Origin of the sequence: Pseudomonas sp. FP198, assembly GCF_030687895.1 — a bacterium.
Classification (GTDB): domain Bacteria; phylum Pseudomonadota; class Gammaproteobacteria; order Pseudomonadales; family Pseudomonadaceae; genus Aquipseudomonas.
The window spans coordinates 4,285,309-4,310,353 of record NZ_CP117452.1 but is presented as its reverse complement, the minus strand read 5'-3'; the positions used below and the strand labels follow the sequence as shown (position 1 = coordinate 4,310,353).

Below are 25,045 nucleotides of genomic sequence, written 5' to 3'. Positions count from 1 at the left end.
CGGGAGCCGTATGTCGATACCACGCTTGAAAACCTATCTCTCCATTTTTGCCACCGTGCTGGTGCTCGGTCAGGCCGTTCCCGCTGTGGCGGTCGAGTTGCCGGACTTCACTCAACTGGTCGAACAGGCTTCGCCTGCCGTGGTGAACATCAGTACCACGCAGAAGCTGCCGGAGCGTCGGGTGATGGACCCGCAGATGCCTGACCTGGAAGGCCTGCCGCCCATGCTGCGCGAGTTCTTCGAGCGCGGGATGCCACAGCCGCGTTCGCCTGGCGGTGGTCGTCAGCGTGAAGCGCAGTCCCTGGGCTCGGGCTTCATCATCTCGCCAGACGGCTACATCCTGACCAACAACCATGTGATTGCCGACGCCGATGAGATCCTCGTGCGCCTGGCCGATCGCAGTGAGCTGAAGGCCAAGCTGATCGGCACCGATCCGCGTTCGGACGTGGCCTTGCTGAAAATCGAAGGCAAGGACCTGCCGGTGCTCAAGCTCGGCAAATCGCAGAACCTGAAAGCCGGTCAGTGGGTAGTGGCAATCGGTTCGCCGTTCGGCTTCGACCATACCGTGACCCAGGGCATCGTCAGCGCCATTGGGCGTAGCCTGCCAAACGAAAACTACGTGCCATTCATCCAGACCGACGTGCCGATCAACCCGGGCAACTCCGGTGGTCCGCTGTTCAACCTCGACGGTGAAGTGGTGGGCATCAACTCTCAGATCTACACCCGTTCGGGCGGTTTCATGGGGGTGTCCTTCGCTATTCCGATCGACGTGGCCCTGGATGTATCCAACCAGCTTAAAAGCGAGGGCAAGGTCAGCCGTGGCTGGCTGGGCGTGGTCATCCAGGAAGTGAACAAGGACCTGGCCGAGTCGTTTGGCCTGGAGAAACCTGCCGGCGCGCTGGTGGCGCAGATCCAGGAAGGTGGTCCGGCCGCCAAGGGCGGTTTGCAAGTGGGCGATGTGATTCTCAGCCTCAATGGGCAGCCGATCGTCATGTCCGCTGATTTGCCGCATTTGGTGGGCGCCCTCAAGGCCGGGGCCAAGGCCAACCTGGAAGTGATTCGCGAAGGCAAGCGCAAGAATGTCGAGTTGACTGTCGGCGCGATCCCGGAAGAAGGCAAGGAACTGGATTCACTGCCCAAGTCCGGCGTCGAGCGCAGCAGCAATCGCCTGGGTGTCGCGGTGGTCGAGTTGACCGATGAGCAGAAGCGAACCCTGGAGTTGCAGGGTGGCGTGGTGATCAAGGAAGTACAGGACGGTCCCGCTGCGTTGATCGGCCTGCAACCTGGCGACATCATTACCCACCTGAACAACCAGGCCATCGGCTCGGCCAAGGAGTTCACCGACATCGCCAAGGCGTTGCCGAAGAATCGCTCGGTGTCGATGCGCGTCCTGCGCCAGGGGCGTGCAAGCTTCATTACCTTCAAGCTGGCTGAATAAGCCGGTATTCAGCTGAAAAAAAACCGCCTCGATATCGAGGCGGTTTTTTTATGCCTGGTCAATGCTCAGCCCATCATGTCCTTGACCATGCGCTCCTGTTCCATGAGTTCGCGCTGGCGGGCGTCGATGCGCGAGGACAAAGGGAAATTGCTCCCGGCGCGTCGCTTGGCGAAATCCAGCTGCTGGATCGCCTGGCGATAGTCGCCAACCAATGCGAAATATTCGGCGCGTGCCTGGTGCAAGCCAATGATATTGCCTGACAGGCCGCGCGTTTCGGCCACCATGTACCAGATGTCCGGATCGTCCGGGCGGCTCTTGAGCAGAGCTTCCAGGGCCTTCTCCGCATCGGCGGGACGATTCTGCTTGAGCAGCAGATCGACGCGCACCTGATTGAGGGGGTAGTTGCCCGGATATTGGCTCAGCAGTCGATCCACGCGAGATTGAGCGTCCGCCAGCTTGTTGCTGGTGATGTCCAGGTCCACCTGGGCGAGGTTGTAGATGATCTCGTTGGGCGCTTTGGTCAGCAATGGCTTGAGGTTCTCCCGGGCTTCATTCAGTTGGCCGCCCTTGATCTGGGCGATTGCCAGTCCGTAGCGGGCCACGTCACTCTTCGGGTTCTCGTCCAGCTGTGCGCGGAAGCGCTTGGCCCCCAGGCCGGGGGTTTCTTCATAGGTCAACTGGACCCGCGCGCGGATCAGTTGATAACGCATGCTGTCCTCGATTCCGCCCGGCTTGGCCTGTTCGGCGCGGTTGCGGGTGTCGGCGATGCGCGATTCCGTGACCGGGTGAGTCAGCAGGAACTCTGGGGGCTTGGCGTCAAACCGGTACTGGCGCATCAGGCGCTCGAACATGGTCGGCATCGACCGTGGATCGTAACCGGCCTTCTCCAGATTCTGGATGCCGATGCGGTCGGCTTCCTGTTCGTTTTGCCGCGAGAAACGCCGTTGCTCCTGGATGGCGGCGGCCTGGGTCCCGGCAATGGCGGCGATCCCGGCGTCACCGCCACCGGCGGCGGCAATCACGATGCCGGCCAGCAGCGCCGCCATCATCGGCACCTGCATGCGCTGTTGGGCTTCGACGCCGCGGGCAAAATGGCGTTGCGACAAGTGCGCCAGTTCGTGGGCCATGACCGACGCATATTCGCCTTCGGTCTGGGCATTGAGGAACAGGCCGCCGTTGACCCCGACGATCCCGCCGGGTGCGGCGAAAGCGTTGAGCTGGGGGCTGTTGATCAGGATGAATTCCAGGCGCCGGTCGTTGACCTGGCTGGTCTCCACCAGCTTGTAGACGCTGGTTTCGACATAGTCCTTGAGCTGCGGATCGTTGAGTTGCGAGACCTGGCTGCGCAACAAGGCCAGCCAGGCGCGGCCCAGCTGATGCTCCTGTTCCGGCGAGACGATGGCAGAACTGGCATCGCCAAGTGACGGCAGGTCGTCGGCGAAGCCCGGTGAGGCGAGCAGGCAAGCGAGCGTCAGCAGGGTGGGGCGCAGAAATGTCATGCACGAAGCCTTAGTCGACAAAGACCTTACTGTAGCCGGACAGCGGGTCCGGGACCAGATATTCTAGGCCGCTCGACGACCTGTTGCGGAGTGAAACAATGACCGATGCTGTAGCCCACGATGCCGAGCTGGACGCCAGTGGCCTGAACTGTCCGCTGCCGTTGCTCAAGGCCAAGCTGGAACTCAATCGCCTAGTCAGTGGCGCCGTGCTCAAGGTGACGGCCACGGATGCGGGCTCCCAGCGCGACTTTCGCACCTTTGCCCGCTTGGCCGGTCATACGCTGCTGCGCGAAGAAGACGATAACGGCGTCTACCGTTACTGGCTGAAAAAAGCCTGAAAACCGACAGCGTCTCCTAAGGATTTTTAATGTTCAAAGTGTTACGCGACTGGATTCAGCGCTACTTCTCCGATGAGGAAGCGGTGGTCCTGGCAGTGCTACTGTTCCTGGCGTTCACGGCGGTCCTGACGCTGGGCGGGATGCTTGCGCCGGTGCTGGCGGGAATGGTGCTGGCGTACCTGATGCAGGGGCTGGTCACAGCCTTGGAACGCCTGCGTTTGCCTGGCTCCGTGGCGGTAGGGCTGGTGTTCGCGCTGTTCATGGGGCTGCTTGTGGTGTTCCTCGTGGTCATCGTGCCGTTGCTCTGGCACCAGTTGGTGACCCTGTTCAACGAGCTGCCGGGAATGCTCGCCAAATGGCAATCGCTGTTGTTGCTGCTGCCGGAACGCTACCCGCACCTGGTCTCGGACGAGCAAGTGCTGCAGACCATCGAAGTGGTGCGTGGCGAGATCGGCAAGTTCGGCCAGTGGGCGCTGACGTTTTCGCTGTCCAGCCTGCCGTTGCTGGTGAACATCATGATCTACCTGGTGCTGGTGCCGATCCTGGTGTTTTTCTTTCTCAAGGACCGGGAAATGATCGGACGCTGGGTCCGAGGCTACCTGCCGCGCGAGCGGGCATTGATCACCCGCGTCGCCCAGGAGATGAACCGGCAGATCGCCAACTACATCCGTGGGAAAGTCATCGAGATTTTCATCTGCGGTGGCGTCACGTACATCGGTTTTGTGGCCCTGGGGCTCAACTACGCCGCGTTGCTCGCGTTGCTGGTGGGCATTTCGGTGGTGGTGCCTTACGTCGGCACTGTGGTCGTGACCGTGCCGGTGGCGCTGATCGCACTGTTCCAGTGGGGTTGGAGCGACCAGTTCATCTATCTGATGGCGGTGTACGGGATCATCCAGACGCTGGACGGCAATGTGCTGGTGCCGCTGCTGTTCTCCGAGGCGGTGAACCTGCATCCAGTGGCGATTATCTGCGCGGTGTTGTTGTTTGGCGGGCTGTGGGGCTTCTGGGGGGTGTTCTTTGCGATTCCCCTGGCGACGTTATTCAAGGCGGTGCTGGATGCGTGGCCGAGCAAGGAGCCGGTGGTGGCGCCGTTGCTGTAACTTGAATAATGAAGTGATGCTTAAGGCCTCTTCGCGAGCAGGCTCGCTCCCACACTGGATTTGTGTTGTTAGTCAAAACCCTGTGGGAGCGAGCTTGCTCGCGATAGCGCCAGTAAAGGCAACGAGATTTCAGCCCTTGTTCAAGGCCTGAGCCGCCGCCAACACCGCATCCACATGCCCCGGCACCTTCACGCCACGCCACTCCTGGCGCAGCACGCCATCCTTGTCGATCAGGAAGGTGCTGCGATCAACGCCCAGGTATTCCTTGCCATACAGCTTCTTCAGCTTGATCACGTCGAACAGTTGGCAGACCGTTTCGTCCTTGTCGCTGATCAGCTCGAAGGGGAACTCCTGCTTGCACTTGAAGTTCTCGTGGGACTTGAGGCTGTCCCGCGACACACCGAATATTTCGGTGTTGGCGGCCTGGAATTGCGCATATTGGTCGCGAAAACCCTGGCCCTCGGTGGTGCAACCGGGGGTGCTGTCTTTCGGATAGAAATAAATGACCACCTGTTTGCCTTTCAGGGCGGTGAGGCTGATGGTCTGCCCGCTGGTGGCGGGCGCCTGGAAATCGGTAACTGGCTGGTCGATGGCAACGGCCATGAACGCTTCCTTACATTGGGTTTTGTGGGCGCCACGGTTCGATCAGTGCGTCCAGGTTCATCGCGTCGGCGAAATCCAGGAACTGATCGCGTAGCCAGCTGATCTGGGTGCCGGCCGGCAATGTCACGGTGAACGTGGCGTTGAGCATGGTGCCGCCAGTCTGCGGGGCCTGATAGGTATCGCAGGTCAGGTTTTCCAGCTCGACGTGATGGTCCATGAAGAACTGGCACAGTTCGTTGATGATGTCCGGGCGGTAGGCCGAACTCACATAAGCTACATAGGGCAAGGCCTGGGGACGATTTTCCAGCGCGGCGCTGCGCACCACGTTGACGGTGAAGGCGTGCTTCTTGGCCAGCACCGGCAGGCTGCCCTCCAGGCGCGCCAAGGCGTCCCAGCTGCCGGAAATCTCCAGCACGAGGGCGCTGCATTCGCCATGACGGGTCAGGCGTGAGGTCACGACGGCGCAGCGGTTTTCATGGCTGGCGCGGCACAGGACGTTAGTCAGCTCCATGGGGTTTGCGCCAAGGGCACTGATAACAAGGAATTGTTCGCGGACTGTGGGGGTGGACATGCAGCATTCCTAAAGCGATGAGCGGTCGGTACCTTTGTGCCGCGCGGCACGGTAGCAGCCCTGCGAAAGCGAACGGTTCAAGCCCTCTGCCCGGGTTTCTGCTGCATTGCGGGATCAGCCAATGCTTCAGGACAAACGCAGGATCGGGGCTTGTAGCGACGAAAACGGAGGCTGGGAACCGGCGTGTGAGCTTATCGGTACCGATCAAAGCCTGAAGGGTAGCGAAAACCATCGCCAAGGGGAATGGGAGTTCGCTTGTACAAGCATCTTGGCGCCAGTACCATTACCGCTCTCTTTTTCCGGCAGGAGCGGTTTCATGATTGCGGGCAGTATGGTGGCACTGGTCACACCCATGGATGCACAAGGGCGTCTTGACTGGGCCAGCCTCAGCAAACTCGTGGACTTCCACCTTGAAAACGGCACCCACGCCATCGTCGCCGTCGGTACCACCGGCGAGTCGGCCACCCTTGACGTCAACGAGCACATCGAAGTCATCCGCGCCGTGGTCAAGCAAGTCAATGGCCGCATTCCGGTAATCGCCGGCACCGGCGCCAATTCGACCCGCGAAGCCGTCGAGTTGACCCGTAACGCCAAGGAAGCCGGGGCCGATGCCTGCCTGCTGGTCGTTCCGTACTACAACAGGCCGACCCAGGAAGGCCTGTACCAGCACTTCAAGCACATTGCCGAAGCCGTCGACATCCCACAGATCCTCTATAACGTTCCCGGCCGCACCTCCTGCGACATGCAGGCCGAGACCGTGATCCGCCTGTCCACCGTGCCGAACATCATCGGCATCAAGGAAGCCACTGGCGACCTGACGCGTGCCAAGGCCATCCTCGATGGCGTGAGCGAGGACTTCATCGTCATGTCCGGCGATGATCCGACCGCTGTCGAGCTGATCCTGATGGGCGGCAAGGGCAATATTTCCGTCACCGCCAACGTCGCGCCACGCGACATGGCCGACCTGTGCGAGGCCGCGCTCAAGGGCGACGCCGAGACCGCACGGGCAATCAACGAAAAACTGATGCCGCTGCACAAGGACCTGTTCATCGAAGCCAACCCGATCCCGGTGAAATTCGCCCTGGTCGAAATGGGCCTGATGCACGAAGGCATCCGCCTGCCGCTCACCTGGTTGAGCACTACCTGTCACGAACAGCTGCGGCAGGCCATGCGCCAGTCCGGCGTCCTGGTTTAATTGAGGAACTACACCGCATGAAGCGAATGGCCGGCCTTTCCGCACTTGCCTTGATTATCTCCAGCACCAGTGGCTGTGGATGGATCTGGGGCCCGGATGGTTATTTCCGCGACCGTGGTAGCGATTACCTCGAAGCGCAACAGACTGCACCGATGCAACTGCCACCTGATGTCAGCGTTGCCAAGCGCCTGGATCCGCTGCTGCCGATCCCGCGCAACGTCGCCGACGACAGCGTCAAGGGCGAATACGTTGTCCCGCGCCCACAGCCGCTGTCGGCCGTGGCCGATGCCAGCGACTACACCCTGCAGAAGAGCGGTGATTCGAGCTGGGTCATGGGCCAGCATCCACCGGCCGAAGTCTGGCCCGTGGCAATCCAGTTCTTCCAGGACAACGGTTTCCGCCTGGACGAACAGCGCCCGCAGACCGGCGAGTTCACCACCACCTGGCAGCGCTCCGATGAACTGTCCGCGGCCATGGCCAAGCGCCTGAGCGCCGCCGGCGTCGCAGCCGACAGCGAAACCCGCGTGCGCGTGCGCATCGAGCCGGGCGTGCAGCGCAACACCAGTGAAATCTACGTGGTCAGCGCCGAGCGTCCCGCCGGCAGCACCGCCGACGTGGCTTTCACCAATCGTTCGGTCAATACCAGTCTCGACGCCGCGCTGGTCGACGACATGCTCGCCAGCATGAGCCGTAACGCCGAGCAGGGCGGTTCGGTCTCGATGCTCGCGACCCGTGACTACGACACGCCGAGCCGGGTCAGCCTGAGCGAAGACGGCAGCGGCAACCCGGTGCTCAACGTCGGCTCCGACCTCGACCGCGCCTGGTCGAGCGTTGGCCGCGCGCTGGAGCAGGGCGAATGGCGGGTTGAAGACATCAACCGCAGCCTGGGCCTCTACTACATCAACCTCGCTGAAAAAGCCGAGAAGAAAGACGAGAAGCCTGGCTTCTTCAGCAGCTTGTTCGGCAGTGCGCCGGACAAGGAAGAAATCGAAGCCCGCGCCGAGCGTTACCAGGTTCGCCTGAGCAAGGTCGGCGACAACGTCCAGGTCACCGTCGAGAAAAACATCAACACCGTGGCGCCAGCCGATGTGGCTCGCAAGGTGTTGGGCGTGATTCAGGACAACCTGGGCTGATCCGATGCGTTTTGCCGTTCTCGGCAGCGGTAGCCAGGGGAACGGCACGCTGATAGCCAGTGCTGGCACCTACGTGCTGGTCGATTGCGGTTTCTCCCTGCGGGAAACCGAGAAGCGCCTGTTGCGCCTGGGTGTGCACCCGGCGCAACTGAGCGCGATACTCGTGACCCACGAACATGCCGACCACGTGCATGGCGTGGGTTTGCTGTCTCGGCGCTACAATCTGCCGGTCTACCTCAGTCGCGGGACGTTCGGTGGCCTGCGCAAGCCCATCGAGCCGGCTGGCTTCGTGGCCGGTGGCGAGCAGCTGCGTATCGGTGCCCTGGACATCAGCGTGGTCAGCGTGGCGCACGATGCCCGCGAGCCGACGCAGTATGTGTTCAGTGATGGCGAGCGGCGCTTCGGATTGCTCACCGACCTGGGCTCGTACTGCGACAGGGTGATGGACAGTTATCGGGACCTCGACGCACTGATGATCGAGTCCAACCACTGCCGCGACATGTTGGCGCGAGGGTACTATCCCTACTTCCTGAAGCAACGGGTAGGCGGGGAACACGGACATCTGAACAACCACCAGGCAGCATTCCTGGTGGCCGAGTTGGGCTGGCAAGGCCTGCAACACCTGGTCCTGGCCCATCTGAGCAGCAAGAACAACCTGCCGCAGCTGGCCCGGCAATGTTTCGTCGACACCCTCGGGTGCGACCCGGACTGGCTGCAACTGGCCGATCAAGATTCAGGGCTCGACTGGCGACATATCGCCTAGCCCATCTACTTAGCAAGCGGAGCCCATCATGGAAAAACGTGAAGAACTCTACCGCGGCAAAGCCAAGTCGGTTTACAAGACCGATGACGCTGACCGCTTGATCCTGCTGTTTCGCAACGACACCTCGGCGTTCGACGGCAAGCGCATCGAACAGCTGGACCGCAAGGGCATGGTGAACAACAAGTTCAACGCCTTCATCATGCAGAAGCTCGAAGCCGCCGGCGTGCCGACCCAGTTCGACAAGCTGCTGGGCGACAACGAGTGCCTGGTCAAGAAACTGGACATGATCCCGGTCGAATGCGTCGTGCGTAACTACGCCGCCGGCAGCCTGGTCAAGCGCCTGGGCGTGGAAGAGGGCATGAAGCTCAACCCTTACACGTTCGAGCTGTTCCTGAAGGACGACGCCAAGGGCGACCCGTTCATCAATGAATCCCACGTCGTGGCATTCGGTTGGGGCACCGCCGAGCAACTGGCGCGCATGAAGGAACTGTCGCTCAAGGTCAACGAAGTGCTGACCAAACTGTTCGACGACGCCGGCCTGCTGCTGGTCGACTTCAAACTCGAATTCGGCGTGTTCAGCGACGGCTCCATCGTCCTGGGCGACGAGTTCAGCCCGGACGGCTGCCGCCTCTGGGACAAGGACACCAAGAAGAAGATGGACAAGGACCGCTTCCGCCAAGGCCTCGGTGACGTGATCGAAGCCTACGAAGAAGTCGCCCAACGCCTGGGTGTCCCGCTGTAATCAACGCAAGCATCTGATAGCACGGAAAAAATTTCGCTCGGGGGTTCGCTTCCGGCAAATGTGCTGGTATGATGCGCGCCACTGGAGAGATGCCGGAGTGGCCGAACGGGACGGATTCGAAATCCGTTGTACTGGCGACAGTACCTAGGGTTCAAATCCCTATCTCTCCGCCATTATTGAATACGACTAAGCCCCTGAAATGGTTGAACATTTCAGGGGCTTTTTCGTTTCTGGCGTTTCGTTTAAGGCATTTTTAGGGCATAACGGAGCTAAGCCCATGAAGTATGCGAAAGATTGTCGCTCGCTTCTTCAAAGGTCCTCCTACTACCGTTGAGCTCCTAGGATTCGATGAGCCGCCGATGACTCCAGCAGTTGTGAAAGATAATTCAATGGCTTCGAGCCGTAACGCCCTGAGGTCTTACGGTTCGCTCGCCGCGTAACCCTCTGTTGTCTTGGTTGCTATCTCGCGCTCCGGCCAGGCTGATGTCTTGGCAGGGGAAGCCAGCGGGGTTGCTGCATTCATGAACTCAGCGTTCTGGATGCTCGCGGCACGCTGGTTGGAGGCTGCGGCTTTCAAAGAGACGTTACCCTCTGGGGCAACCATCTGCGGAAAAAAAAGCCCGTATATGGGCTCAGACGCGTTTTTTGGCAGCGTCGTATACTTCGCTGTCGCGACGAGCGCCGACAGCAATGATCAAGACTACGATCGCTTTCCCATCAACTCGATAGACGATGCGTGTATCGCCTGTGCGGATCCGGCGGCAGCCTGCCAGACTGCCGCTTAGGGACTTGCCGCTCTTGTCTGGCTCGCCATTGGCGATCCTTTGCTCGATGACATCAAAGATTCTGTTTGCAGCTGCAGATCCCAGCTGATCGAAATCACCTTCGGTATCTGGGTGATATGTGACTCCCCAAGCCATCGAAAATCCTTAGTCTTTCTTGGCGTATCTCGCACGCATATCAGCGTGAGAAATGGCCGTCTGTGGATTGAAATTAGCCAACCGGTCGCGTGCAGTCGCTTCAATCCGCAGGTCTTCAAGCTCATCAAGCATTTCCTGATAGGCCTCTACATTTAGGATGACGGCTGCCGGTTCATTGTCTTTGAACACGACCAAGCGGTCAGTGGCACGACTCGATACTTCTTTGAGCTTCGCGCTAAAGCCCCTGACCATTGCGGTAACCGATACGGCTTGTTCAGCTCGTTCAAGCAACGCAGCCATGATTTTTCTCCGAAAAAAATATCACGATAACAACGCGCAACATACTAGGATGTGTTTAATAGTATGTTTATACGTACGTACTTACGTACGCGAAGTATTGCGCAATGTGCGGTGCGACACAACCGCCGGTTGCTACGATTATGAACCACTGGTAAATATTCTTTGCTCGGGCGTTTCCTTGAGCCGAGTGAGGGTTGGCTGACCTTTGATGTGATTGAGCGTCCGGCATCGTGGACATTTGATCTGGAGTTCCTGGAAGCCGCTGGCGGTGGCTAGCTTGCGACAGCAATGACCGCAACGTATGTTCTGCATGCAATTCATCCTTGAAATGTTCGTAGCGTTTTCCCGTGGCCGGGTCATTGTGTTTGTGCTTGCATTCGCCGCCACTTCCGGTCAATCGCCCGCTTTGCCGATTGCTCTGTGGCGTATAACCATCGCAATCGCTTCGGCCGGCTCTGACACCTACCGTCACCGCCTTATCCTTGCCAGTCCTCCTATCGCGGTAAGGCAATCGAGGAACCCGTGGCGAGGGAACTTGCTCCCGCTGGGCCGCGCAGCGGCCCTGAAACCTGCCAAATTCGGAGCATCAGGCACACCGCATCCGCCTGTTTACGACTGCTTCGCAGCCGACCGGGAGCAAGCTCCCTCGCCACGGGTGCATCATTTTTTCTTGAGTGATCGGAATTTCTCCTCGCATCGGCGGGGAAGTATCGACGAAGAGAGGTCACCTCTTCTGACCACTCCGAACCTCTCTAGCCAAGGCATTTCAAGACCGCCAATCTTTGTAACAATTAGACTAATGGTCTATAGCTCAAGGCATGGCTGCCGATAGGCAGGTTATCCCCCATGTAAGGAGTGACACCATGCTGCGGTTCTTCGCCGACCTTGGCTTTCGTTGGAAAATCACTCTGCCGATTGCGTTCCTGGCGGTGCTGCTGGTGCTGATGGGGTGGACGGGCATGCGCGGCATCGGTCAGGTGACCGAGTCCAGTACGCAGTTGACCAAGCGCTATCTGCCGGCCATCAGTCTGTTGCTCAATGCCGACCGCGATCTTTATCAGGCCTTTGTGGCCGAGCGCAGTCTGCTGGATGGTCATGCGGATGAGCATATTCAAGCACTGAGTGCCAGTCATGGCGAGAATGCCAAGCAGGCCTATGACCGTGTGCAAAAATATGCCGCGATGCAGCCCGGTGCAGAGGCTCAGGCATTGGTCAGCCAGTTCAATGACAGTTTCGGCAAATGGATGCAGGTTTCGCGGCGGGTCGTCGAGCAGGCGGTAGGCGATCCGCAGGGCGCCAGCGCGCTGAGCTTTGGTGACAGCGAGCGTCTGTTCGAAACCATGCGTGATTCAATCGACAAGCTGGGTGAGCTGGAGGATGCGGCGTCCCATCGCGAGGGTGATGCGGCCATCGCCAATGGCGAGGCAGTCGGCGTGCAGCAGGGCGTTATTCTGTTGGTTGGCCTGCTCGGTTGCGTCTTGGTTCTGGTTGCCTTGCCGCTCGTGGTGCTGAGCCCGATGCGCCGCTTGTTGCACCGCGTCGAGCAAATCGCAGAGGGCGGCGGCGATCTCAAGGGGCGCCTTGAAGTGCGTTCGGCTGACGAACTGGGGCAGCTTGGCAGCGCGTTCAACCGTTTCCTCGACAAGCTGCAGCCGCTGATTGCCGAGGTCGGACGGGTGACCGGGGAAGTGGACTCGGCAGCCCGGGCCATGGCTGCTATGGCCGCGACGAATGACCGACTGATCAGCAGCGAGCACGCGGCGCTCGACCAGGTCAGCACCGCCGCGACGCAGATGAGCGCCGCTGTGCATGAGGTTGCTCATAACGCCGTGAGCGCCTCGGACGCCGCGCAGCAGGCTACCAGCCAATCGCGCGACGGCGCGGAGGTGGTCAGCAGCACGATCGAGTCGATCCGCCAACTGGCTCACGAAGTGGAAAGTGCCTCGGGCACCATCGAGGCATTGGCCCAGGAAACGTCCAGTATCGGTGCGGTGCTGGAGGTGATCCGTGGCATCGCCGAGCAGACCAACCTGCTGGCGCTGAACGCCGCCATCGAGGCTGCGCGTGCCGGCGAACAGGGCCGTGGTTTTGCCGTGGTGGCCGATGAGGTCAGGGCGCTGGCGGCGCGTACCCAGGATTCGACCAAGGATATCCAGGTCCGCATCGAGCGCTTGCAAAGCGGTGTCGCCAAGGCCGTGCAGGCCATGCAGGTCGGCAGCAGCAAGGCGCGGGACAGCGTCGAGCGCGCCGCCGGTGTCGACCAGGTGCTCAGTGGCACTGGCGGGTCGATCCAGCGGATCAATGACATGGCCGCGCAGATCGCCAATGCCTGTGAAGAGCAGAGCAGCGTGACCGAGGAGATCGCTCGCAACATTTCCGATATTCGTGACCTGTCCAACGAAGCGGCGGCGAACTCCGCCCAAAGCATGCACGCGAGCCAGCAGCTGTCGAACCTGTCTAGGAACCTGGCAGAGCTGACCGGCCGTTTCCGGACCTGAGCAGGTTGCGCTCGTGTCCACCGCTGATCTTTTGCGAGCATTGCATCAGGACGGTTTTGTCCTGATGCCCGGTGTGTTGAGCGCCACGCAAATCACCGAAGTACGCCAGGCCATCGACCAACTGAAACCCCACCACTGGGACTACAGCGGCGTCATCGATCATTACAAATGCGTCTTCAATCGAGACCCGTTCTGGCTACCGTATCTGGAGGTGGGCGGGGTGATCGAGCTGGCCGAGGCGGCGTTGGGCGAGGATTGCCACATCATTGGGCAGACCGCCTGGCGCTGCCATCCCGGTTTTGTCGGCGCTGCGCTGCACCTGGATTACTTGCCGATGCAGCTGCCCACCAGCCTGTTGGCCGAGCCTTCTTTTGATCTGCCGATGCAGGTTTTCACCGCACAGTTCTACCTTGATGACATCGACGCCGACTTGAGCCCGACGCGAGTCATTCCCGGCAGCCACAAGGCGGGGCGGGCGCCGATGGCCGGCGAAACGCAGTGGCAGGGGCGCTCGGCAAAACCGGTGCTGTGCCAGGCGGGTGATGTGCTGATATTGCGCAGCGAGCTGTGGCACGCCGGCAGTGACAACCGGACCGCCGACCGCACCCGCTACATGTTCCAGGTGCATTATGGCCGGCGGATGGTCGCGCAGAAGTTTTCACCTTACCTGCACTGGCAATTCAATCTCGCGGTGCTGGCCGCCGCGACACCTCGCCAACGGCGGTTGTTGGGCGACCATCAGGAGGCGGAATACGATTGAGCCTGGCTCGGTCAGATCCAGACGTCATTGATCGCGGTTCGCGCATTCACTTGTTCGCCGGTGTTGATGACTCCCCGCGGTTCGATCAGCAACAGTTTCACTTCCTGCGCGGCACTGGGCTTGTGCTCGACGCCTTGCTTGACGACGTACATCTCGCCTGGGCCGATCAGCACCGCGCCATCGCGAAAGTCGATACGAAGTTCACCGTCCAGCACGATGAAGGTTTCATCCGTGTCGGCGTGGGTGTGCCAGATGAAATCGCCTTCGAGGCGGACGATCTTGAACTGGTAGTCATTCATTTCAGCCACGACTTTCGGTGCCCACTGATCGTGGAACAGTGTGTACTTCTGCGCGAAGTTGATTGGGGAATATCGAGTCATCCTGGCGTGCTCCTCTGTGGTTGATGAGCCGCACCTTAGCGCTGGGGATAGCTTGGGTATTGGATGATCGTGCAGCTTTTCGCGCTACGCCGTGCGTGCCGCTAGCGCAGCATTTTCAGCCAGCGTGCCGGTGAAATGCCAAAGGCCTGGGTGTGCAGCCGGGTCATGTGGCTCTGGTCGAAAAAGCCGCAGGCCAATGCGGCTTCGCTCAGCGGCATGCCATGCAGCACGAGGCGACGGGCTTCATTCAATCGACGCTGGGTGATGTAGCGATAGGGGCTGGTGCCGTACAGGGCGCGAAAGTCCCGGGACAGGCTCCATCGGTCCCGGCCGCTGGCCTGCACGAGGTCATCCAGGGTAATGGCCTGATCAAGGGCATCATGAATGAACAGGCGCGCGCGCTCCGCTGCCGGGTAGTCAAGCAGGCGGCGTCCGCGCTGGTTACCTGCCGCGTCAGCCAGTGCCTGGGCCACGTCGTAGAGGGCATCGTCTTCCTCCAGCGGATCGAGGTGATGCCCGAGGCTGCCCAAGAGCCTGCGAGTCGCAACGTTGAGCCGGGAATCGTTCGACAACCCGCCTTCGATGAAAGGCAATGGCCGGCCGCCCAACACCTGCTGGATCAATGACGGTTCGATGTAGGCCATTCGATAATGAAAACCATCGCTTGTCCCCGCCTCGCCGTCATGGACTTCGTCCGGGTGCAGCACGATGGTTCCGCCGGGCTGGCTATGACGTTTGCTCTGCCGGTAGTTGAAGCTCTGGACCCCGGCGAGCGTGAACCCGATGGCATAGGTGTCATGCCGGTGGGCGCTATAGCCGTGCCCACTGAAGTAGGCTTCGATGCGCTCCAGCTTCTTCGATTCGGGCGCGCGCAGCAGCCAGTCGCGACGGTCACCAGGTTGGGTCATGGAAGGTCGGCTCTCGCTTTTGTCTGCATACGATACCTGTCCGGCACGACCCATCACAGCGGCGGCTTGTAGTTCAGGGAAAGCTGCTCATCGAGCAGCTTCGGGTGATACGAATGGACGCCTTCAGATTTCCTTTACAGGCGTCTCGCATTGGGCGGTTTTGATCAATCCGATGACGTGAAGGCAGTCCGCCTTGTTCACGTAGGATTCACCGCTGGCGATGGTTTCGTGGTTGCCGGCTCGCAGGCGCCAGCGCCATTGACCTTGTCCTGTGGTCGGGGTCCCTCGGGTCTGTCGATAGATTTCAAAGTACATCGGTTCGCTCCATGCGATTAACGGATTCAGGACATGCTTGAACATGTCCTGGCAAGCCTAGCCAAGCTGGAATTTTTCGCTAATGGGAATACGTTTCCAATGATTGTGAGATATTTCCGCACATTGCAGCGCTTGCTTGATCCGACCGGAACCAGGAGCAATGGATGAACCGCAACGAATTGCGCAAGGCCGACATCAACCTGATGGTGGTTTTCGAAACGCTGATGCTTGAGCGTAACGTGACACGGGCGGCGGAAAAGCTGTTCCTCGGCCAGCCAACCATCAGCTCTGCCCTGAATCGCTTGCGCACGCTGTTCAACGACCCGTTGTTCATTCGCGTCGGGCATCGCATGGAGCCCACCGCGCGGGCCGAGGAAATCATCCAGCACCTTTCGCCGGCGCTGGATTCGCTGTCGGTGGCCTTGAGCCTGACCCATGATTTCGACCCCTCCAGCAGTGCCATGACGTTTCGCATCGGGCTGTCCGACGATGTCGAGTTCGGCCTCTTGCCGCCGCTGTTGCGCAGTTTGCGGCAGGAGGCGCCGCAGATCGTGTTCGTGGTCCAGCATGTCGATTACTGGCGTATCCCCGATTTGCTGGCCTCGGGCGATATCACTGTCGGCATCAGCCAGACCCGTGGGCTGCCGGCCAATGCCAAGCGCAAGCTGTTGCGACATATCCAGCCCTGCGTGTTGCGCGCCGATGCCTCGGATACCCCGCTGACCCTGGATGAATACTGTTCGCGGCCCCACGTGCTGGTTTCCCATACCGCCAACATCGCCGGGTTTGCTGACGAATGGCTGGCCGAGATCGGTCGCAAGCGCCAGGTAGTGCTGTCGGTGCCGCAGTACAGCGCGCTGCCGGCGTTGCTGGCTGGCACCGACCTGATCGCCAGCCTGCCGGACTACACCGCCACCGCCATGGCCGCTTCCGGCCAGGTGTTCTGCGAACCCTTTCCCTTCAAGACACCGACCCTGGACCTCTCCATGGTCTGGCTGAGCCATGTCGACAATGACCCGGCCGAGCGCTGGCTGCGGTCCCGCCTGGAGGCTTTCATGAGCGAGCGCGCCGGCTTGCTCGACGAAACAAAACCTGCCTGAAACTGCAAAGTCGAGGTATGGTTGCGCCGACTGTCATCCCAACATCATCTTTTCGAAACGGAGTCGAACACATGCCTCACTTGCACATGGAGTACACCGCCAACCTGACCGAGCTGAACGCCGACGTCGCGCTGTTGCGCATGAACAACGCACTGGTGGCATCCGGTCAGTTCGCCGCCGAGTTCGACATCAAGAGCCGGGCCGTGAAAATCGATACGTTTCGCGTCGGCACCGGCATGGGGGAGCGTGGGTTCGTGCATGTGAAGCTGGCTTTGCTGAGCGGTCGTTCGCCGGAAATCAAGAAGCAGCTGGCCGATAGCCTGCTGGCGGTGATCCAGGATCTTGGCCCATGGCCCGTCGGCGTCAGCGTACAGCTGTGTGTGGAAGTCCTCGATATCGACCGCGGCCCCTACGCCAAGGCCGCCATCGGTCTTTGAAGTTCAAGCGAGGTCTTGCCCAGGACAGGCCTTGACGATCTGTTCACGCAGCCAGGCGTTGGCGCTGTCCTGATCGGCCGCAAGGCTCCATTGCATGTCCAGGGTAAAGCCCGGCAAACCCGCCGGCGCCGGGCAGTGCTGGAATGTCGCTGCGCTGGCCAGCAATTGCTGGATGCGACGGGGCAGGGTCAGGAGGAAATCGGTACCGGTGATCATCTTCAACGCCGCGCCGTAACTGTTGGCCCGTGCGGCGATCTGCCGTTGCCGGGCCTGGCGCGTCAGCCAGCCATCCACCATGTTGGTGGGCGACGCCCAAGGCGTGGGAAAAACGTGTCGACGCTGTACGAACGCTTCGATGCTCAACGGCGATTCCAGCGGAGCCGACCGTTTGTCTGTCACGCAGACCAGTTCTTCTTCCAGCAGGCGTTGGGTCTTGAGATCGGCATGGCTGCTGTGGAAATGAGGGCCGAAACAGATCACCAGGTCCAGGCTGCCGTCACGCAAATCATCAACGGGAATATCGGCCCCGAGCCTGTGCACGTTCACCACGACGGGCAGGTCTGCATGATCGAAGCCTTGCAGCAGTTGTGGCAGGAGCAGCTGTTCAAAGTATTCCGGTGCGCAAATCTCGAAGGTCACGGCCTGCCGGGTCGGATCAAAGGCCGGCGTGCCGGCATGGCAGCGGTTGATGCTTTGCAAGATGCTGCGCACATGCTCGTGCATGCCTTCGGCCTTGAAGGTGGGGCGCATGCCGGTCCGGGTGTTGATGAACAGCTCGTCGTCAAAGCAGGCCCGCAGCTTTTTCAGGCTGTAGCTGACCGTTGACTGGCTGACGCAGAGGATTTCCGCCACGCCGGTGACGCTGCCTTGCTCGAATACGGCGCTGAACACCATGAGGTCCTGCATGTCGAGCTTTCTGAGGGTGTTGCTGTTCAGCATCCGTTCTGTCTCTCGCTGTGCTCCTTGCGCGGGGCGTGCGCAAACAGGTTTTGATCCTAACGGAACGAGCGTGTGCAGAGAATGCCGGTCGCTGCTTTTCCCGCCGGCAAGACTGTGTTCAGCCAGCATGGCGAAGACGATTGTTTAGCCGACGCCAACGCAGACTCCATCAAATCCTGGTTTAACAGCCCCTGGCGTCATGGGAGGCTCGTGTCGAATGTTTTTCCGTGATGCTCCTATGGACGGTTGGCCTGTCGCATTTCAATACCCGCCGTGCGCCGCCATCGTCCTGGTCGGCGCGCAACCGCCCGCCGTGCCTCCAGCATCCTTTGCGCTGCCCTGCGAACTGGCGTTCTGGGCCCTCTGGCATTGTCGCCACGCACGTCCTCCGGATGGCCGTATCTCCTGTTGATTCCTTGAACCGTGCTCGTTGATAGCGAGCACAGGATGACGGTGCCTGATCGCCCGTCCGACACGAAAATACGAGCATTCCCATGAGTCTTGTCGAATCTTCTTTTGCCTCCGTGCAACAAGCCCAGGCGTTCCTGGCACAGAATCCGGATATCGAGCTGTTCGAATTGTTTATCGTGGATAACAACGGTGTGCCTCGGGGCAAGTGGCTGCATCGGGACGAACTGCTCGCGGTCTACCAGAGTGGCCGGCCGCTGCCGAGTACAATCCTCGGGCTGACGCTCAAGGGCGACGATGTTGAGAACTCTGGCCTGGTCTGGGACGTCGGTGATATCGATTGTCGTGCCTACCCCATCAGCGGCAGCTTGCAGCGCATGCCGTGGCGGCGGATTCCTACCGCCGCCGTGCAAGTCGGCATGCATCCCCGGGAGGGTATGCCGGCAGCCATTGCCGATCCGCGCTATCTGCTCAGTCGGGTGATCGAAGCCTTGCAGACGCAGGGTTATTACCCGGTAATGGCGGCGGAGCTGGAGTTCTACCTGCTGGATGCGCAACGGGACAGCGAGGGGCGGCCGCAACCGGCGCGGGACGCAGATGGGAGCAGGCCGCGTTCCACCCAGGTCTATGGTTTGCGTGAGCTGGAGCAGATCGAGCCGTTCCTGGCGGATCTTTATGCGGCCTGCAAGCTGCAGGGGATCCCGGCCCGTACGGCCATTTCCGAATACGCGCCGGGGCAGGTCGAGATCACCCTCGAACACCGCACCGATGCCCTGCAAGCCATGGATGACGCAGTGCGCTACAAACGGCTGGTCAAGGGCGTGGCGCACCAGCACGGCATGGCGGCCTGTTTCATGGCCAAGCCGTTCGATCACCTGGCGGGTTCCGGCATGCACATGCATGTCAGTCTCGCCGATGGGGAGGGCAATAACCTGTTTGCCAGCGAAGCCGCCGACGGCACGCCGTTGCTGCGTCATGCGGTGGGCGGGATGCTCGCGACCTTGCTCGATTCGCTGCTGTTGTTTTGCCCTAACGCCAATTCCTACCGCCGTTTCCAAAGCCACAGCTACGCGCCGCTGGCTGCGACCTGGGGCGTGGACAACCGCACCGTCAGCCTGAGAGTCCCGGGTGGCCCGGCCTTTTCTCGGCACATCGAACACCGTATCTGTGGTGCCGATGCCAATCCGTACCTGGCCGCAGCGGCGATCCTGACCGGTATCCATCGGGGCATACGCGAACAGAGCGATCCCGGAGCGCCTGTCGAGGGCAACGGATACGCCCAGGCGAGCCAATTGTTACCCACCGACTGGCTGACCACCTTACGTGCCCTTGAATCTTCGACGTGGGCGCGGGAAGCGTTGGGGAATGAATTCCTTGGCGTCTACCTGGCGGTCAAGCGTGCCGAATATCGCCAGTTCATGGGCGAGGTCGGCGAGCAGGATTGGCGTTGGTACCTGAACCAGGCCTGAAGTGTTTTGAAGTGGCTGTTGAAAAATTATTTAACAGCAACTTTTTCACGAAAAATTGATGGTGGGCTGCCTAAAGTTTGTGTTGCCGTAGCAAATGAATTTTTCACATTTGCCTACGGCAGGTCTTTTTAAAGAGCAACTTTCAGGAAGTTTCCAACCCTCATGCTGACTATTAAAGCCGTGCGCCCCGAGTGGGTGACGCTGGTCGCCAGTGCCTTTTTGTTAGTGGGCTTCAACGCCATTCTCTGGCAACACCTGCTCGCCATCACGGCGGCGGACGGACACGGTATGTTGCTGTGCGTGGCGTTTGCCGTAATGGTGTTCTGCGCGTTCAACCTGGTGCTGACACTGGTGGCGTTCCGTCCGCTGCTCAAGCCGTTATTGATGCTGTTGTTCATGATCAGCGCCGGGGTCGCTTATTTCATGGCCCAATACGGTGTTTTGGTCGATGCCGGCATGTTGCGTAACTTTGCCGAAACCAATGCCACGGAAGTGCGTGACCTGTTGTCGTTAAAGTTGTTTGGCTACCTTTTACTATTAGGTGTACTGCCTGCATGGTTATTGCTCAAGACGCCGATAAGTTATCGTCGCTGGCCCAGGGAATTATTAAGCAAGTTGCTCGTCGGCGTCGTCTCGGCTGCGCTGTTGGGCGGGGTTGCCCTGATCAATTACCAAGGGTTGTCTTCGCTGTTTCGCAATCATCACGAGTTGCATCTGATGGTGGTGCCGAGCAACTACATCGGCGCCTCGATCGGCTACTTGCGCGAGCAGGTCGCCTCGGCCAAGCAGCCGTTCATTACATTGGGCGAGGATGCGCAGCGCAACCCGGCCTGGCAAACCCATGGGCGCAAATCCCTGACGGTGCTGGTGGTGGGCGAGAGCGCGCGTGCGGAGAACTTCGGCATTCTTGGCTATCACCGCGATACCACGCCGCAGTTGGATAAAGAGGCCGGCCTGATTGCCTTTACCGACGTGCATTCCTGCGGCACCGAGACCGCCGTGTCGGTGCCGTGCATGTTTTCCAACATGGGCCGCAAGAACTACGACGCGAGCAAGGCCAAGAACGAAGAGGGCCTGCTGGATGTGCTCAAGCGCGCCGGACTGGAAGTGATCTGGCGCGACAACCAGTCCGGCTGCAAAGGCACCTGTGATCGGGTTGCGGTGCAGGACGTCAGTAATCTCAAGGACCCGGCCCTGTGTGCCAACAGTGAATGCCGCGATGAGATCCTGCTCCAGGGTCTGCAGCAATTCATCGATACCCTCGACAAGGACACCGTGCTGGTGTTGCACCAGATGGGCAGTCACGGGCCGGAATACTTCAAGCGTTATCCCAAGGCGTACGAGCATTTCACCCCGGTGTGTGAAAGCAACGCGTTGAACAATTGCAGCCGCGAAAGCATCGTCAACGGCTACGACAATACGCTGGTGTACACCGACCATGTGCTGTCGACCCTGATTGACCTGCTGCGGGTAAATCAGGACAAGGTCGACACGGCCATGCTGTACCTGTCGGACCATGGCGAGTCGCTTGGCGAATACAACCTGTTCCTCCATGGCACACCTTATATGCTCGCTCCGGAGCAACAGAAGCATGTGGCGATGCTGGCCTGGTTCTCCGACGGTTATCAGAAAGCTTTCTCGGTCGATACGCATTGCCTGCAACTGAGTCGGGACAAACCCCTCAGCCAGGACAACCTGTTTCATTCGATGCTCGGGCTGCTGGAGGTCAACAGCAAGGTCTACAACCAGGAGCTGGACATGTTTGCCGGTTGTCGCGGCGCGGTCATCGACGGCGTGTTGGCCCGTGAGTAGAAGTTTCCTACACCTTTTTTTCACGCGGCACTGTTTAAGCTGTTGCTCACTTATTTTCACTGAGCTGTGAGTATGCCCGGGCAATCCCCATCCACCGTCGAGCTTGAATTCACCCGACAGCACGAGCAGGAGCATGCGCAAACGTGCCGCCAACCGGCGCCTCGGCGGTTGCGCCTGGTGTTCTGGCGTGACGAGCAGCTGGTGCGCAACGCTCTGAAGGCCGCCGGCGAGCCCGGCCTGGTGCTGGATGTGGCGTGCGGGGCGGGGCGCTTCTGGCCGGTGCTGGCCGAACATGCCAACCGGGTGATCCTGGCGGCGGACCCGTCGCCGCAAATGCTTGATCACGCGCTCGCCCACCACGACGAAGCGTTACTTGAGCGGGTCAGGACCTTCCCGAGTTCCGCGTTCACCCTCGGGCTATCCGCGAACGCGGTGGACTGTATTTTTTGTCTGCAACTGTTTCTGCATGTCCAGGCCAGCGAGCATCGCCTGGCGTTGTTGCGCGAATTCCATCGGGTCAGCCGCGACACAGTGATCGTGTCGGTCCAGATCGAGGGTCGGCTGAGAACCGGCCAGCCGCCGCCCAGGCGCTTGGTCGACCGGGCCCGGGTCGAAGCCGAGTTTATCGAGGCTGGTTTCAGCGTGCAGTGGTATCAGGATTTCCTGCCCGGTTTTGCGTTGAAGCGAGTTTATGTATTACGTAAGACCAGTTAACCGCTGATGTAGGACTATTCTTGCGTTTGCGCAGGCGATTTCTCTAAAGCTCTTGCTCCGTAGATGCTCGCAATCGCCGACGGCGATATATACTGCGCGCCATTCTTCAAGGGAGAGCCGTGTGGCCATCGATATTCACTGGATTCGCGACAACGATAGCCTCGGTCGGTTTTGCGCCGAATGGCAACAGTTGCCATTCGTCGCCCTCGACACCGAATTCATGCGGGTCGACACCTTTTATCCCATCGCAGGCTTGCTGCAGATCGGTGACGGTAAAAGCGCCTACCTGATCGACCCATTGACCATCGATGACTGGCAACCGTTGGCTGCGCTGCTGGAGAACCCGGCAGTGCTCAAGGTGTTGCATGCCTGCAGCGAGGATCTGGAAGTCTTGCTGCGCCTGACGGGCAGCCTGCCCGCGCCGCTGTTCGACACCCAGCTGGCCGCCGCTTACCTGAACCTGGGCTTTTCGATGGGTTACTCGCGGCTGGTGCAGGAAGTGCTGGGTATCGAGTTGCCCAAGGGCGAGACCCGTTCCGACTGGTTGCAGCGGCCCCTTTCCGAGACGCAGATCAGCTACGCCGCCGAGGATGCCGTGCACCTGGCGGAAGTTTTCGTCGAGTTGCGCCCGAAGCTTTCCGATGAAAAGTACGCCTGGGTATTGGAGGATGGCGCCGAGCTGGTGGCCAACCTGCGACGTGAAATCGACCCGTATGAGGTCTACCGCGACGCCAAGCTGGCCTGGAAACTCTCCCGAGCGCAATTGGCCGTGCTGCGCGAGCTTTACGCCTGGCGTGAACGCGAGGCGCGAGCCCGTGACCTGCCACGTAACCGCATCCTCCGCGAGCATTCGCTGTGGCCCCTGGCCCGCACGCAGCCGGATAACCTCGGCGCGCTGGCAAAAATAGAAGACATGCACCCGCGCACGGTGCGTCAGGACGGCGAGTTCCTGCTGGACCTGATCAAGCGTGCCGGCAGCGTGCCGCCCGAACAATGGCCGCCCGCCGTGGCTGAGCCGCTGCCCATCGAGGCCGCGGCGCTGCTCAAGCGCCTCAAGGCGCTGGGCCAGGCTGAAGCCGAGCGCCTGGGCATTGCTCCTGAATTGATGCTTCGCAAGAAAACCCTCGAAGCCCTGATCAAGAGCGGCTACCCCGAGGGACCTTACCAACTGCCCGATTCGCTGCGTGGCTGGCGCCGCGAGTTGATGGGCCAGGCGCTGCTCGACAGCCTGGCCACCGCCGGAGAACAGCCTTGAAACGTATCTGCTCCATCTACCGAAGCTCGAAGAAAAACGAGATGTACCTGTATGTGCTCAAGAGCGAGGCATTGGCCCGTGTGCCTGAGCCATTGATGGCGGCCTTCGGCAAGGCGATCCATGCCTTCGACCTGGTTCTGAGCCCGGAGCGGCAATTGTCCCGCGAAGACATCAACAAGGTGCTTGAGAACCTCGATACGCAGGGTTATCACCTGCAGATGCCACCGGCAGAGGACGAGTACATCGAGCATTTGCCCGAAGAGTTGCTGCGCCGCAACGACCCGGTCTGATTGCCTTGGGCGTCCGTCCTGGGGGCTCTCGAAACACTGGAATGATTATCGGGATGGCCGCGAAGATGGAGCAACACTCTGTCGGCGGTCGTTTGCACTGTTTTTGAAAGGTTTGATTCATGCGCGTTCTGATTGCCGAACACGACCACGCGATGTATGCCCAGCTCCTGCGCCAGGCTGCAGCCGATATCGAAATCCTGACCAGCGGCGACTCCGCTGAACTGTCACGCCTGGCCGCCGATTGCCCGGTCTGGCTCGGCCAGCCGGACCTGCTGGCAACCTTGTTGCGTCAGGGCCACAAGCCCCGTTGGCTGCAATCGACCTGGGCGGGCATCACGCCGCTGCTGGCCGAGGGCCTGACCCGTGACTACCGCCTGACCCGTGCGGTGGGAATTTTTGGCCAGGTCATGGCCGAATATGTGCTCACCTACATGCTCGGGCATGAGCGCGAAGTCCTGGCGCGCCTGGTCAGCCAGGTGGAGCGCAAATGGGACAATCGCCAGAGCCAGAGCCTGGCGGGGCGCAAGGTATTGATCGTCGGGACCGGCGATATCGGTTGCCGCGTGGCTGAGTTCCTGGTGCCATTTGGCGTGCAGTTGTACGGCATCGCCAGTGAAGCTCGGGAATTGGCGCCGTTTATTGAAGTGGGCGCGTTGCAGGACTTGCCCCGTCTGGTGGGCGAGGTGGACTACGTGATCAACCTGTTGCCGAATACACCGGACACTCACGATATCTACGACGCGGCGTTGTTCAGGCAATTCAAACCCACCGGGCTGTTCATCAATGTCGGCCGTGGCGTGGCTGTGGTCGATGCAGACCTGGTGCAAGCGTTGCAGGACGGGCACCTGGCCGGTGCGGTAATCGACGTGTGCCGCCAGGAGCCGTTGCCGCAGCGCCACCCGTTCTGGACCGCCTGGGGACTGTTGCTGACCGGCCACAGCTCGGCACCGACGTCGCCGCCGATGATGGTGCAGTTGTTCCTGGAGAACCTGCGAGCCTATGAGGCCGGCGAAGCGTTGCGCGGGGAAGTGGATTTCAGTCGGGGTTACTGATCCCGTGCGCAACACTGCGGTAATGCCATTTACTCAAGGTGTGTGAACCATCGTGGCGAGGGAGCTTGCTCCCGCTCGGCTGCGCAGCAGTCGTAAAAGCTGTCAG

At 60.4% G+C, this 25,045-nt stretch carries 27 protein-coding genes, 1 tRNA gene and 1 pseudogene; 19 read left to right on the top strand and 10 right to left on the bottom strand.

From position 1 onward, the window contains the following. Window positions 1-10: 10 nt before the first annotated feature. Window positions 11-1,438: a DegQ family serine endoprotease gene (locus PSH78_RS19625; protein ID WP_305496214.1), complete on the top strand. Its 1,428-nt coding sequence runs from the start codon at window positions 11-13 to the stop codon at window positions 1,436-1,438. Between the two features lie 65 nt (window positions 1,439-1,503). On the opposite strand, the gene PSH78_RS19620 is transcribed toward PSH78_RS19625, so the two are convergent. Beyond that, entirely contained in the window at window positions 1,504-2,937 is a 1,434-nt protein-coding gene (locus PSH78_RS19620) for a M48 family metalloprotease (RefSeq protein WP_305496213.1), read from the bottom strand. Window positions 2,938-3,035: 98 nt separating this feature from the next. Between PSH78_RS19620 and PSH78_RS19615 the strand changes: the two genes are divergently transcribed. Further along, a complete protein-coding gene (locus PSH78_RS19615; protein ID WP_305496212.1) occupies window positions 3,036-3,275 on the top strand; it encodes a sulfurtransferase TusA family protein in 240 nt (79 codons plus the stop codon). Window positions 3,276-3,304: 29 nt separating this feature from the next. Beyond that, complete coding sequence (locus tag PSH78_RS19610) at window positions 3,305-4,375, top strand: AI-2E family transporter (protein WP_305496211.1); 1,071 nt, start codon at window positions 3,305-3,307, stop codon at window positions 4,373-4,375. Between the two features lie 129 nt (window positions 4,376-4,504). Here PSH78_RS19610 and PSH78_RS19605 read toward each other — a convergent pair whose 3' ends face one another. Beyond that, the gene (locus PSH78_RS19605; protein WP_305496210.1) at window positions 4,505-4,978 is read right to left on the bottom strand and encodes a peroxiredoxin; all 474 of its coding nucleotides are present in this window, start codon (window positions 4,976-4,978) and stop codon (window positions 4,505-4,507) included. 10 nt (window positions 4,979-4,988) lie between these two features. Further along, the gene (locus PSH78_RS19600; RefSeq protein WP_003184325.1) at window positions 4,989-5,549 is read right to left on the bottom strand and encodes a glycine cleavage system protein R; all 561 of its coding nucleotides are present in this window, start codon (window positions 5,547-5,549) and stop codon (window positions 4,989-4,991) included. Between the two features lie 316 nt (window positions 5,550-5,865). Here PSH78_RS19600 and dapA point away from each other — a divergent pair, with 316 nt between their 5' ends. The 5 genes from dapA to PSH78_RS19575 all read left to right on the top strand — a co-directional run bounded on the left by dapA (window position 5,866) and on the right by PSH78_RS19575 (window position 9,555). Next, window positions 5,866-6,744: a 4-hydroxy-tetrahydrodipicolinate synthase gene (dapA, locus tag PSH78_RS19595; RefSeq protein ID WP_305496209.1), complete on the top strand. Its 879-nt coding sequence runs from the start codon at window positions 5,866-5,868 to the stop codon at window positions 6,742-6,744. A 17-nt stretch (window positions 6,745-6,761) separates the two neighbouring features. Then, entirely contained in the window at window positions 6,762-7,877 is a 1,116-nt protein-coding gene (gene bamC / locus PSH78_RS19590) for an outer membrane protein assembly factor BamC (protein ID WP_305496208.1), read from the top strand. 4 nt (window positions 7,878-7,881) lie between these two features. Then, complete coding sequence (locus PSH78_RS19585) at window positions 7,882-8,640, top strand: MBL fold metallo-hydrolase (RefSeq protein ID WP_305496207.1); 759 nt, start codon at window positions 7,882-7,884, stop codon at window positions 8,638-8,640. Window positions 8,641-8,668: 28 nt separating this feature from the next. Next, a complete protein-coding gene (purC, locus tag PSH78_RS19580; protein ID WP_025212375.1) occupies window positions 8,669-9,382 on the top strand; it encodes a phosphoribosylaminoimidazolesuccinocarboxamide synthase in 714 nt (237 codons plus the stop codon). A gap of 83 nt (window positions 9,383-9,465) precedes the next feature. Next, window positions 9,466-9,555 (top strand) — tRNA-Ser (locus tag PSH78_RS19575). A 459-nt stretch (window positions 9,556-10,014) separates the two neighbouring features. Here PSH78_RS19575 and PSH78_RS19570 read toward each other — a convergent pair. The 3 genes from PSH78_RS19570 to PSH78_RS19560 all read right to left on the bottom strand — a co-directional run bounded on the left by PSH78_RS19570 (window position 10,015) and on the right by PSH78_RS19560 (window position 10,914). Beyond that, window positions 10,015-10,302 carry a type II toxin-antitoxin system RelE/ParE family toxin gene (locus PSH78_RS19570; RefSeq protein WP_305496206.1) on the bottom strand — a complete coding sequence of 96 codons (288 nt, stop codon included), beginning with the start codon at window positions 10,300-10,302 and terminating at the stop codon, window positions 10,015-10,017. Window positions 10,303-10,311: 9 nt separating this feature from the next. Continuing rightward, window positions 10,312-10,602, bottom strand: coding sequence for a type II toxin-antitoxin system Phd/YefM family antitoxin (locus tag PSH78_RS19565; RefSeq protein WP_305496205.1), 291 nt, complete (start codon window positions 10,600-10,602; stop codon window positions 10,312-10,314). Window positions 10,603-10,740: 138 nt separating this feature from the next. Then, window positions 10,741-10,914, bottom strand: a complete 174-nt coding sequence (locus tag PSH78_RS19560) for a Com family DNA-binding transcriptional regulator (protein ID WP_305496204.1) — start codon at window positions 10,912-10,914, stop codon at window positions 10,741-10,743. Between the two features lie 506 nt (window positions 10,915-11,420). Here PSH78_RS19560 and PSH78_RS26730 point away from each other — a divergent pair. The 3 genes and pseudogenes from PSH78_RS26730 to PSH78_RS19545 all read left to right on the top strand — a co-directional run. Next, window positions 11,421-12,194 (top strand): annotated as a pseudogene (locus PSH78_RS26730) (MCP four helix bundle domain-containing protein); the annotation flags it as partial. A gap of 117 nt (window positions 12,195-12,311) precedes the next feature. Beyond that, window positions 12,312-13,100: a methyl-accepting chemotaxis protein gene (locus tag PSH78_RS26725; RefSeq protein ID WP_370871136.1), complete on the top strand. Its 789-nt coding sequence runs from the start codon at window positions 12,312-12,314 to the stop codon at window positions 13,098-13,100. A gap of 13 nt (window positions 13,101-13,113) precedes the next feature. Next, entirely contained in the window at window positions 13,114-13,860 is a 747-nt protein-coding gene (locus PSH78_RS19545; protein ID WP_305496202.1) for a phytanoyl-CoA dioxygenase family protein, read from the top strand. A gap of 11 nt (window positions 13,861-13,871) precedes the next feature. On the opposite strand, the gene PSH78_RS19540 is transcribed toward PSH78_RS19545, so the two are convergent. The 3 genes from PSH78_RS19540 to PSH78_RS19530 form a co-directional block, all read right to left on the bottom strand. Next, window positions 13,872-14,240, bottom strand: coding sequence for a cupin domain-containing protein (locus tag PSH78_RS19540; protein ID WP_305496201.1), 369 nt, complete (start codon window positions 14,238-14,240; stop codon window positions 13,872-13,874). A gap of 101 nt (window positions 14,241-14,341) precedes the next feature. Next, window positions 14,342-15,148 carry an AraC family transcriptional regulator gene (locus PSH78_RS19535; protein ID WP_305496200.1) on the bottom strand — a complete coding sequence of 269 codons (807 nt, stop codon included), beginning with the start codon at window positions 15,146-15,148 and terminating at the stop codon, window positions 14,342-14,344. A gap of 123 nt (window positions 15,149-15,271) precedes the next feature. After that, complete coding sequence (locus PSH78_RS19530; protein ID WP_305496199.1) at window positions 15,272-15,463, bottom strand: DUF1508 domain-containing protein; 192 nt, start codon at window positions 15,461-15,463, stop codon at window positions 15,272-15,274. A 164-nt stretch (window positions 15,464-15,627) separates the two neighbouring features. Between PSH78_RS19530 and PSH78_RS19525 the strand changes: the two genes are divergently transcribed. Together PSH78_RS19525 and PSH78_RS19520 are read left to right on the top strand one after the other, a co-directional pair. After that, complete coding sequence (locus PSH78_RS19525) at window positions 15,628-16,563, top strand: LysR substrate-binding domain-containing protein (RefSeq protein WP_305496198.1); 936 nt, start codon at window positions 15,628-15,630, stop codon at window positions 16,561-16,563. A gap of 71 nt (window positions 16,564-16,634) precedes the next feature. After that, on the top strand, window positions 16,635-17,000 hold the full coding sequence (locus PSH78_RS19520) for a 5-carboxymethyl-2-hydroxymuconate Delta-isomerase (RefSeq protein WP_305496197.1): 366 nt from the start codon (window positions 16,635-16,637) through the stop codon (window positions 16,998-17,000). A gap of 3 nt (window positions 17,001-17,003) precedes the next feature. Here PSH78_RS19520 and PSH78_RS19515 read toward each other — a convergent pair whose 3' ends face one another. Further along, complete coding sequence (locus PSH78_RS19515; protein WP_305496196.1) at window positions 17,004-17,939, bottom strand: LysR family transcriptional regulator; 936 nt, start codon at window positions 17,937-17,939, stop codon at window positions 17,004-17,006. Window positions 17,940-18,433: 494 nt separating this feature from the next. On the opposite strand from PSH78_RS19515, the gene PSH78_RS19510 reads away from it, so the two are divergent. The 6 genes from PSH78_RS19510 (at window position 18,434) to PSH78_RS19485 (ending at window position 24,939) form a co-directional block, all read left to right on the top strand. Next, the gene (locus PSH78_RS19510; RefSeq protein WP_305496195.1) at window positions 18,434-19,816 is read left to right on the top strand and encodes a glutamine synthetase family protein; all 1,383 of its coding nucleotides are present in this window, start codon (window positions 18,434-18,436) and stop codon (window positions 19,814-19,816) included. Between the two features lie 162 nt (window positions 19,817-19,978). Beyond that, window positions 19,979-21,628: a phosphoethanolamine transferase gene (locus PSH78_RS19505; RefSeq protein WP_305496194.1), complete on the top strand. Its 1,650-nt coding sequence runs from the start codon at window positions 19,979-19,981 to the stop codon at window positions 21,626-21,628. A gap of 72 nt (window positions 21,629-21,700) precedes the next feature. Further along, complete coding sequence (locus PSH78_RS19500) at window positions 21,701-22,342, top strand: class I SAM-dependent methyltransferase (RefSeq protein WP_305496193.1); 642 nt, start codon at window positions 21,701-21,703, stop codon at window positions 22,340-22,342. A 121-nt stretch (window positions 22,343-22,463) separates the two neighbouring features. After that, window positions 22,464-23,597: a ribonuclease D gene (gene rnd / locus PSH78_RS19495; RefSeq protein WP_305496192.1), complete on the top strand. Its 1,134-nt coding sequence runs from the start codon at window positions 22,464-22,466 to the stop codon at window positions 23,595-23,597. After that, on the top strand, window positions 23,594-23,887 hold the full coding sequence (locus tag PSH78_RS19490) for a YcgL domain-containing protein (RefSeq protein WP_030141193.1): 294 nt from the start codon (window positions 23,594-23,596) through the stop codon (window positions 23,885-23,887). The genes rnd and PSH78_RS19490 overlap by 4 nt, the downstream gene beginning before the upstream one ends. A 119-nt stretch (window positions 23,888-24,006) precedes the next feature. After that, entirely contained in the window at window positions 24,007-24,939 is a 933-nt protein-coding gene (locus PSH78_RS19485; protein WP_305496191.1) for a D-2-hydroxyacid dehydrogenase, read from the top strand. The last annotated feature ends 106 nt before the right edge of the window (window positions 24,940-25,045 follow it).

Bases quoted from the DNA above. Each gene is read 5' to 3' on its own strand.
- PSH78_RS19600 (WP_003184325.1), bottom strand. From the start codon at position 5,549: ATGTCCACCCCCACAGTCCGCGAACAATTCCTTGTTATCAGTGCCCTT.
- PSH78_RS19515 (WP_305496196.1), bottom strand. From the start codon at position 17,939: ATGCTGAACAGCAACACCCTCAGAAAGCTCGACATGCAGGACCTCATG.
- PSH78_RS19500 (WP_305496193.1), top strand. From the start codon at position 21,701: ATGCCCGGGCAATCCCCATCCACCGTCGAGCTTGAATTCACCCGACAG.
- dapA (WP_305496209.1), top strand. From the start codon at position 5,866: ATGATTGCGGGCAGTATGGTGGCACTGGTCACACCCATGGATGCACAA.
- PSH78_RS19485 (WP_305496191.1), top strand. From the start codon at position 24,007: ATGCGCGTTCTGATTGCCGAACACGACCACGCGATGTATGCCCAGCTC.
- PSH78_RS19565 (WP_305496205.1), bottom strand. From the start codon at position 10,602: ATGGCTGCGTTGCTTGAACGAGCTGAACAAGCCGTATCGGTTACCGCA.
- PSH78_RS19625 (WP_305496214.1), top strand. From the start codon at position 11: ATGTCGATACCACGCTTGAAAACCTATCTCTCCATTTTTGCCACCGTG.
- PSH78_RS19530 (WP_305496199.1), bottom strand. From the start codon at position 15,463: ATGTACTTTGAAATCTATCGACAGACCCGAGGGACCCCGACCACAGGA.
- PSH78_RS19525 (WP_305496198.1), top strand. From the start codon at position 15,628: ATGAACCGCAACGAATTGCGCAAGGCCGACATCAACCTGATGGTGGTT.
- bamC (WP_305496208.1), top strand. From the start codon at position 6,762: ATGAAGCGAATGGCCGGCCTTTCCGCACTTGCCTTGATTATCTCCAGC.
- PSH78_RS19540 (WP_305496201.1), bottom strand. From the start codon at position 14,240: ATGACTCGATATTCCCCAATCAACTTCGCGCAGAAGTACACACTGTTC.
- PSH78_RS19570 (WP_305496206.1), bottom strand. From the start codon at position 10,302: ATGGCTTGGGGAGTCACATATCACCCAGATACCGAAGGTGATTTCGAT.
- PSH78_RS26725 (WP_370871136.1), top strand. From the start codon at position 12,312: ATGGCTGCTATGGCCGCGACGAATGACCGACTGATCAGCAGCGAGCAC.
- PSH78_RS19615 (WP_305496212.1), top strand. From the start codon at position 3,036: ATGACCGATGCTGTAGCCCACGATGCCGAGCTGGACGCCAGTGGCCTG.
- PSH78_RS19535 (WP_305496200.1), bottom strand. From the start codon at position 15,148: ATGACCCAACCTGGTGACCGTCGCGACTGGCTGCTGCGCGCGCCCGAA.
- PSH78_RS19585 (WP_305496207.1), top strand. From the start codon at position 7,882: ATGCGTTTTGCCGTTCTCGGCAGCGGTAGCCAGGGGAACGGCACGCTG.
- PSH78_RS19560 (WP_305496204.1), bottom strand. From the start codon at position 10,914: ATGCAGAACATACGTTGCGGTCATTGCTGTCGCAAGCTAGCCACCGCC.
- PSH78_RS19520 (WP_305496197.1), top strand. From the start codon at position 16,635: ATGCCTCACTTGCACATGGAGTACACCGCCAACCTGACCGAGCTGAAC.
- PSH78_RS19620 (WP_305496213.1), bottom strand. From the start codon at position 2,937: ATGACATTTCTGCGCCCCACCCTGCTGACGCTCGCTTGCCTGCTCGCC.
- PSH78_RS19605 (WP_305496210.1), bottom strand. From the start codon at position 4,978: ATGGCCGTTGCCATCGACCAGCCAGTTACCGATTTCCAGGCGCCCGCC.
- purC (WP_025212375.1), top strand. From the start codon at position 8,669: ATGGAAAAACGTGAAGAACTCTACCGCGGCAAAGCCAAGTCGGTTTAC.
- PSH78_RS19610 (WP_305496211.1), top strand. From the start codon at position 3,305: ATGTTCAAAGTGTTACGCGACTGGATTCAGCGCTACTTCTCCGATGAG.
- PSH78_RS19510 (WP_305496195.1), top strand. From the start codon at position 18,434: ATGAGTCTTGTCGAATCTTCTTTTGCCTCCGTGCAACAAGCCCAGGCG.
- PSH78_RS19505 (WP_305496194.1), top strand. From the start codon at position 19,979: ATGCTGACTATTAAAGCCGTGCGCCCCGAGTGGGTGACGCTGGTCGCC.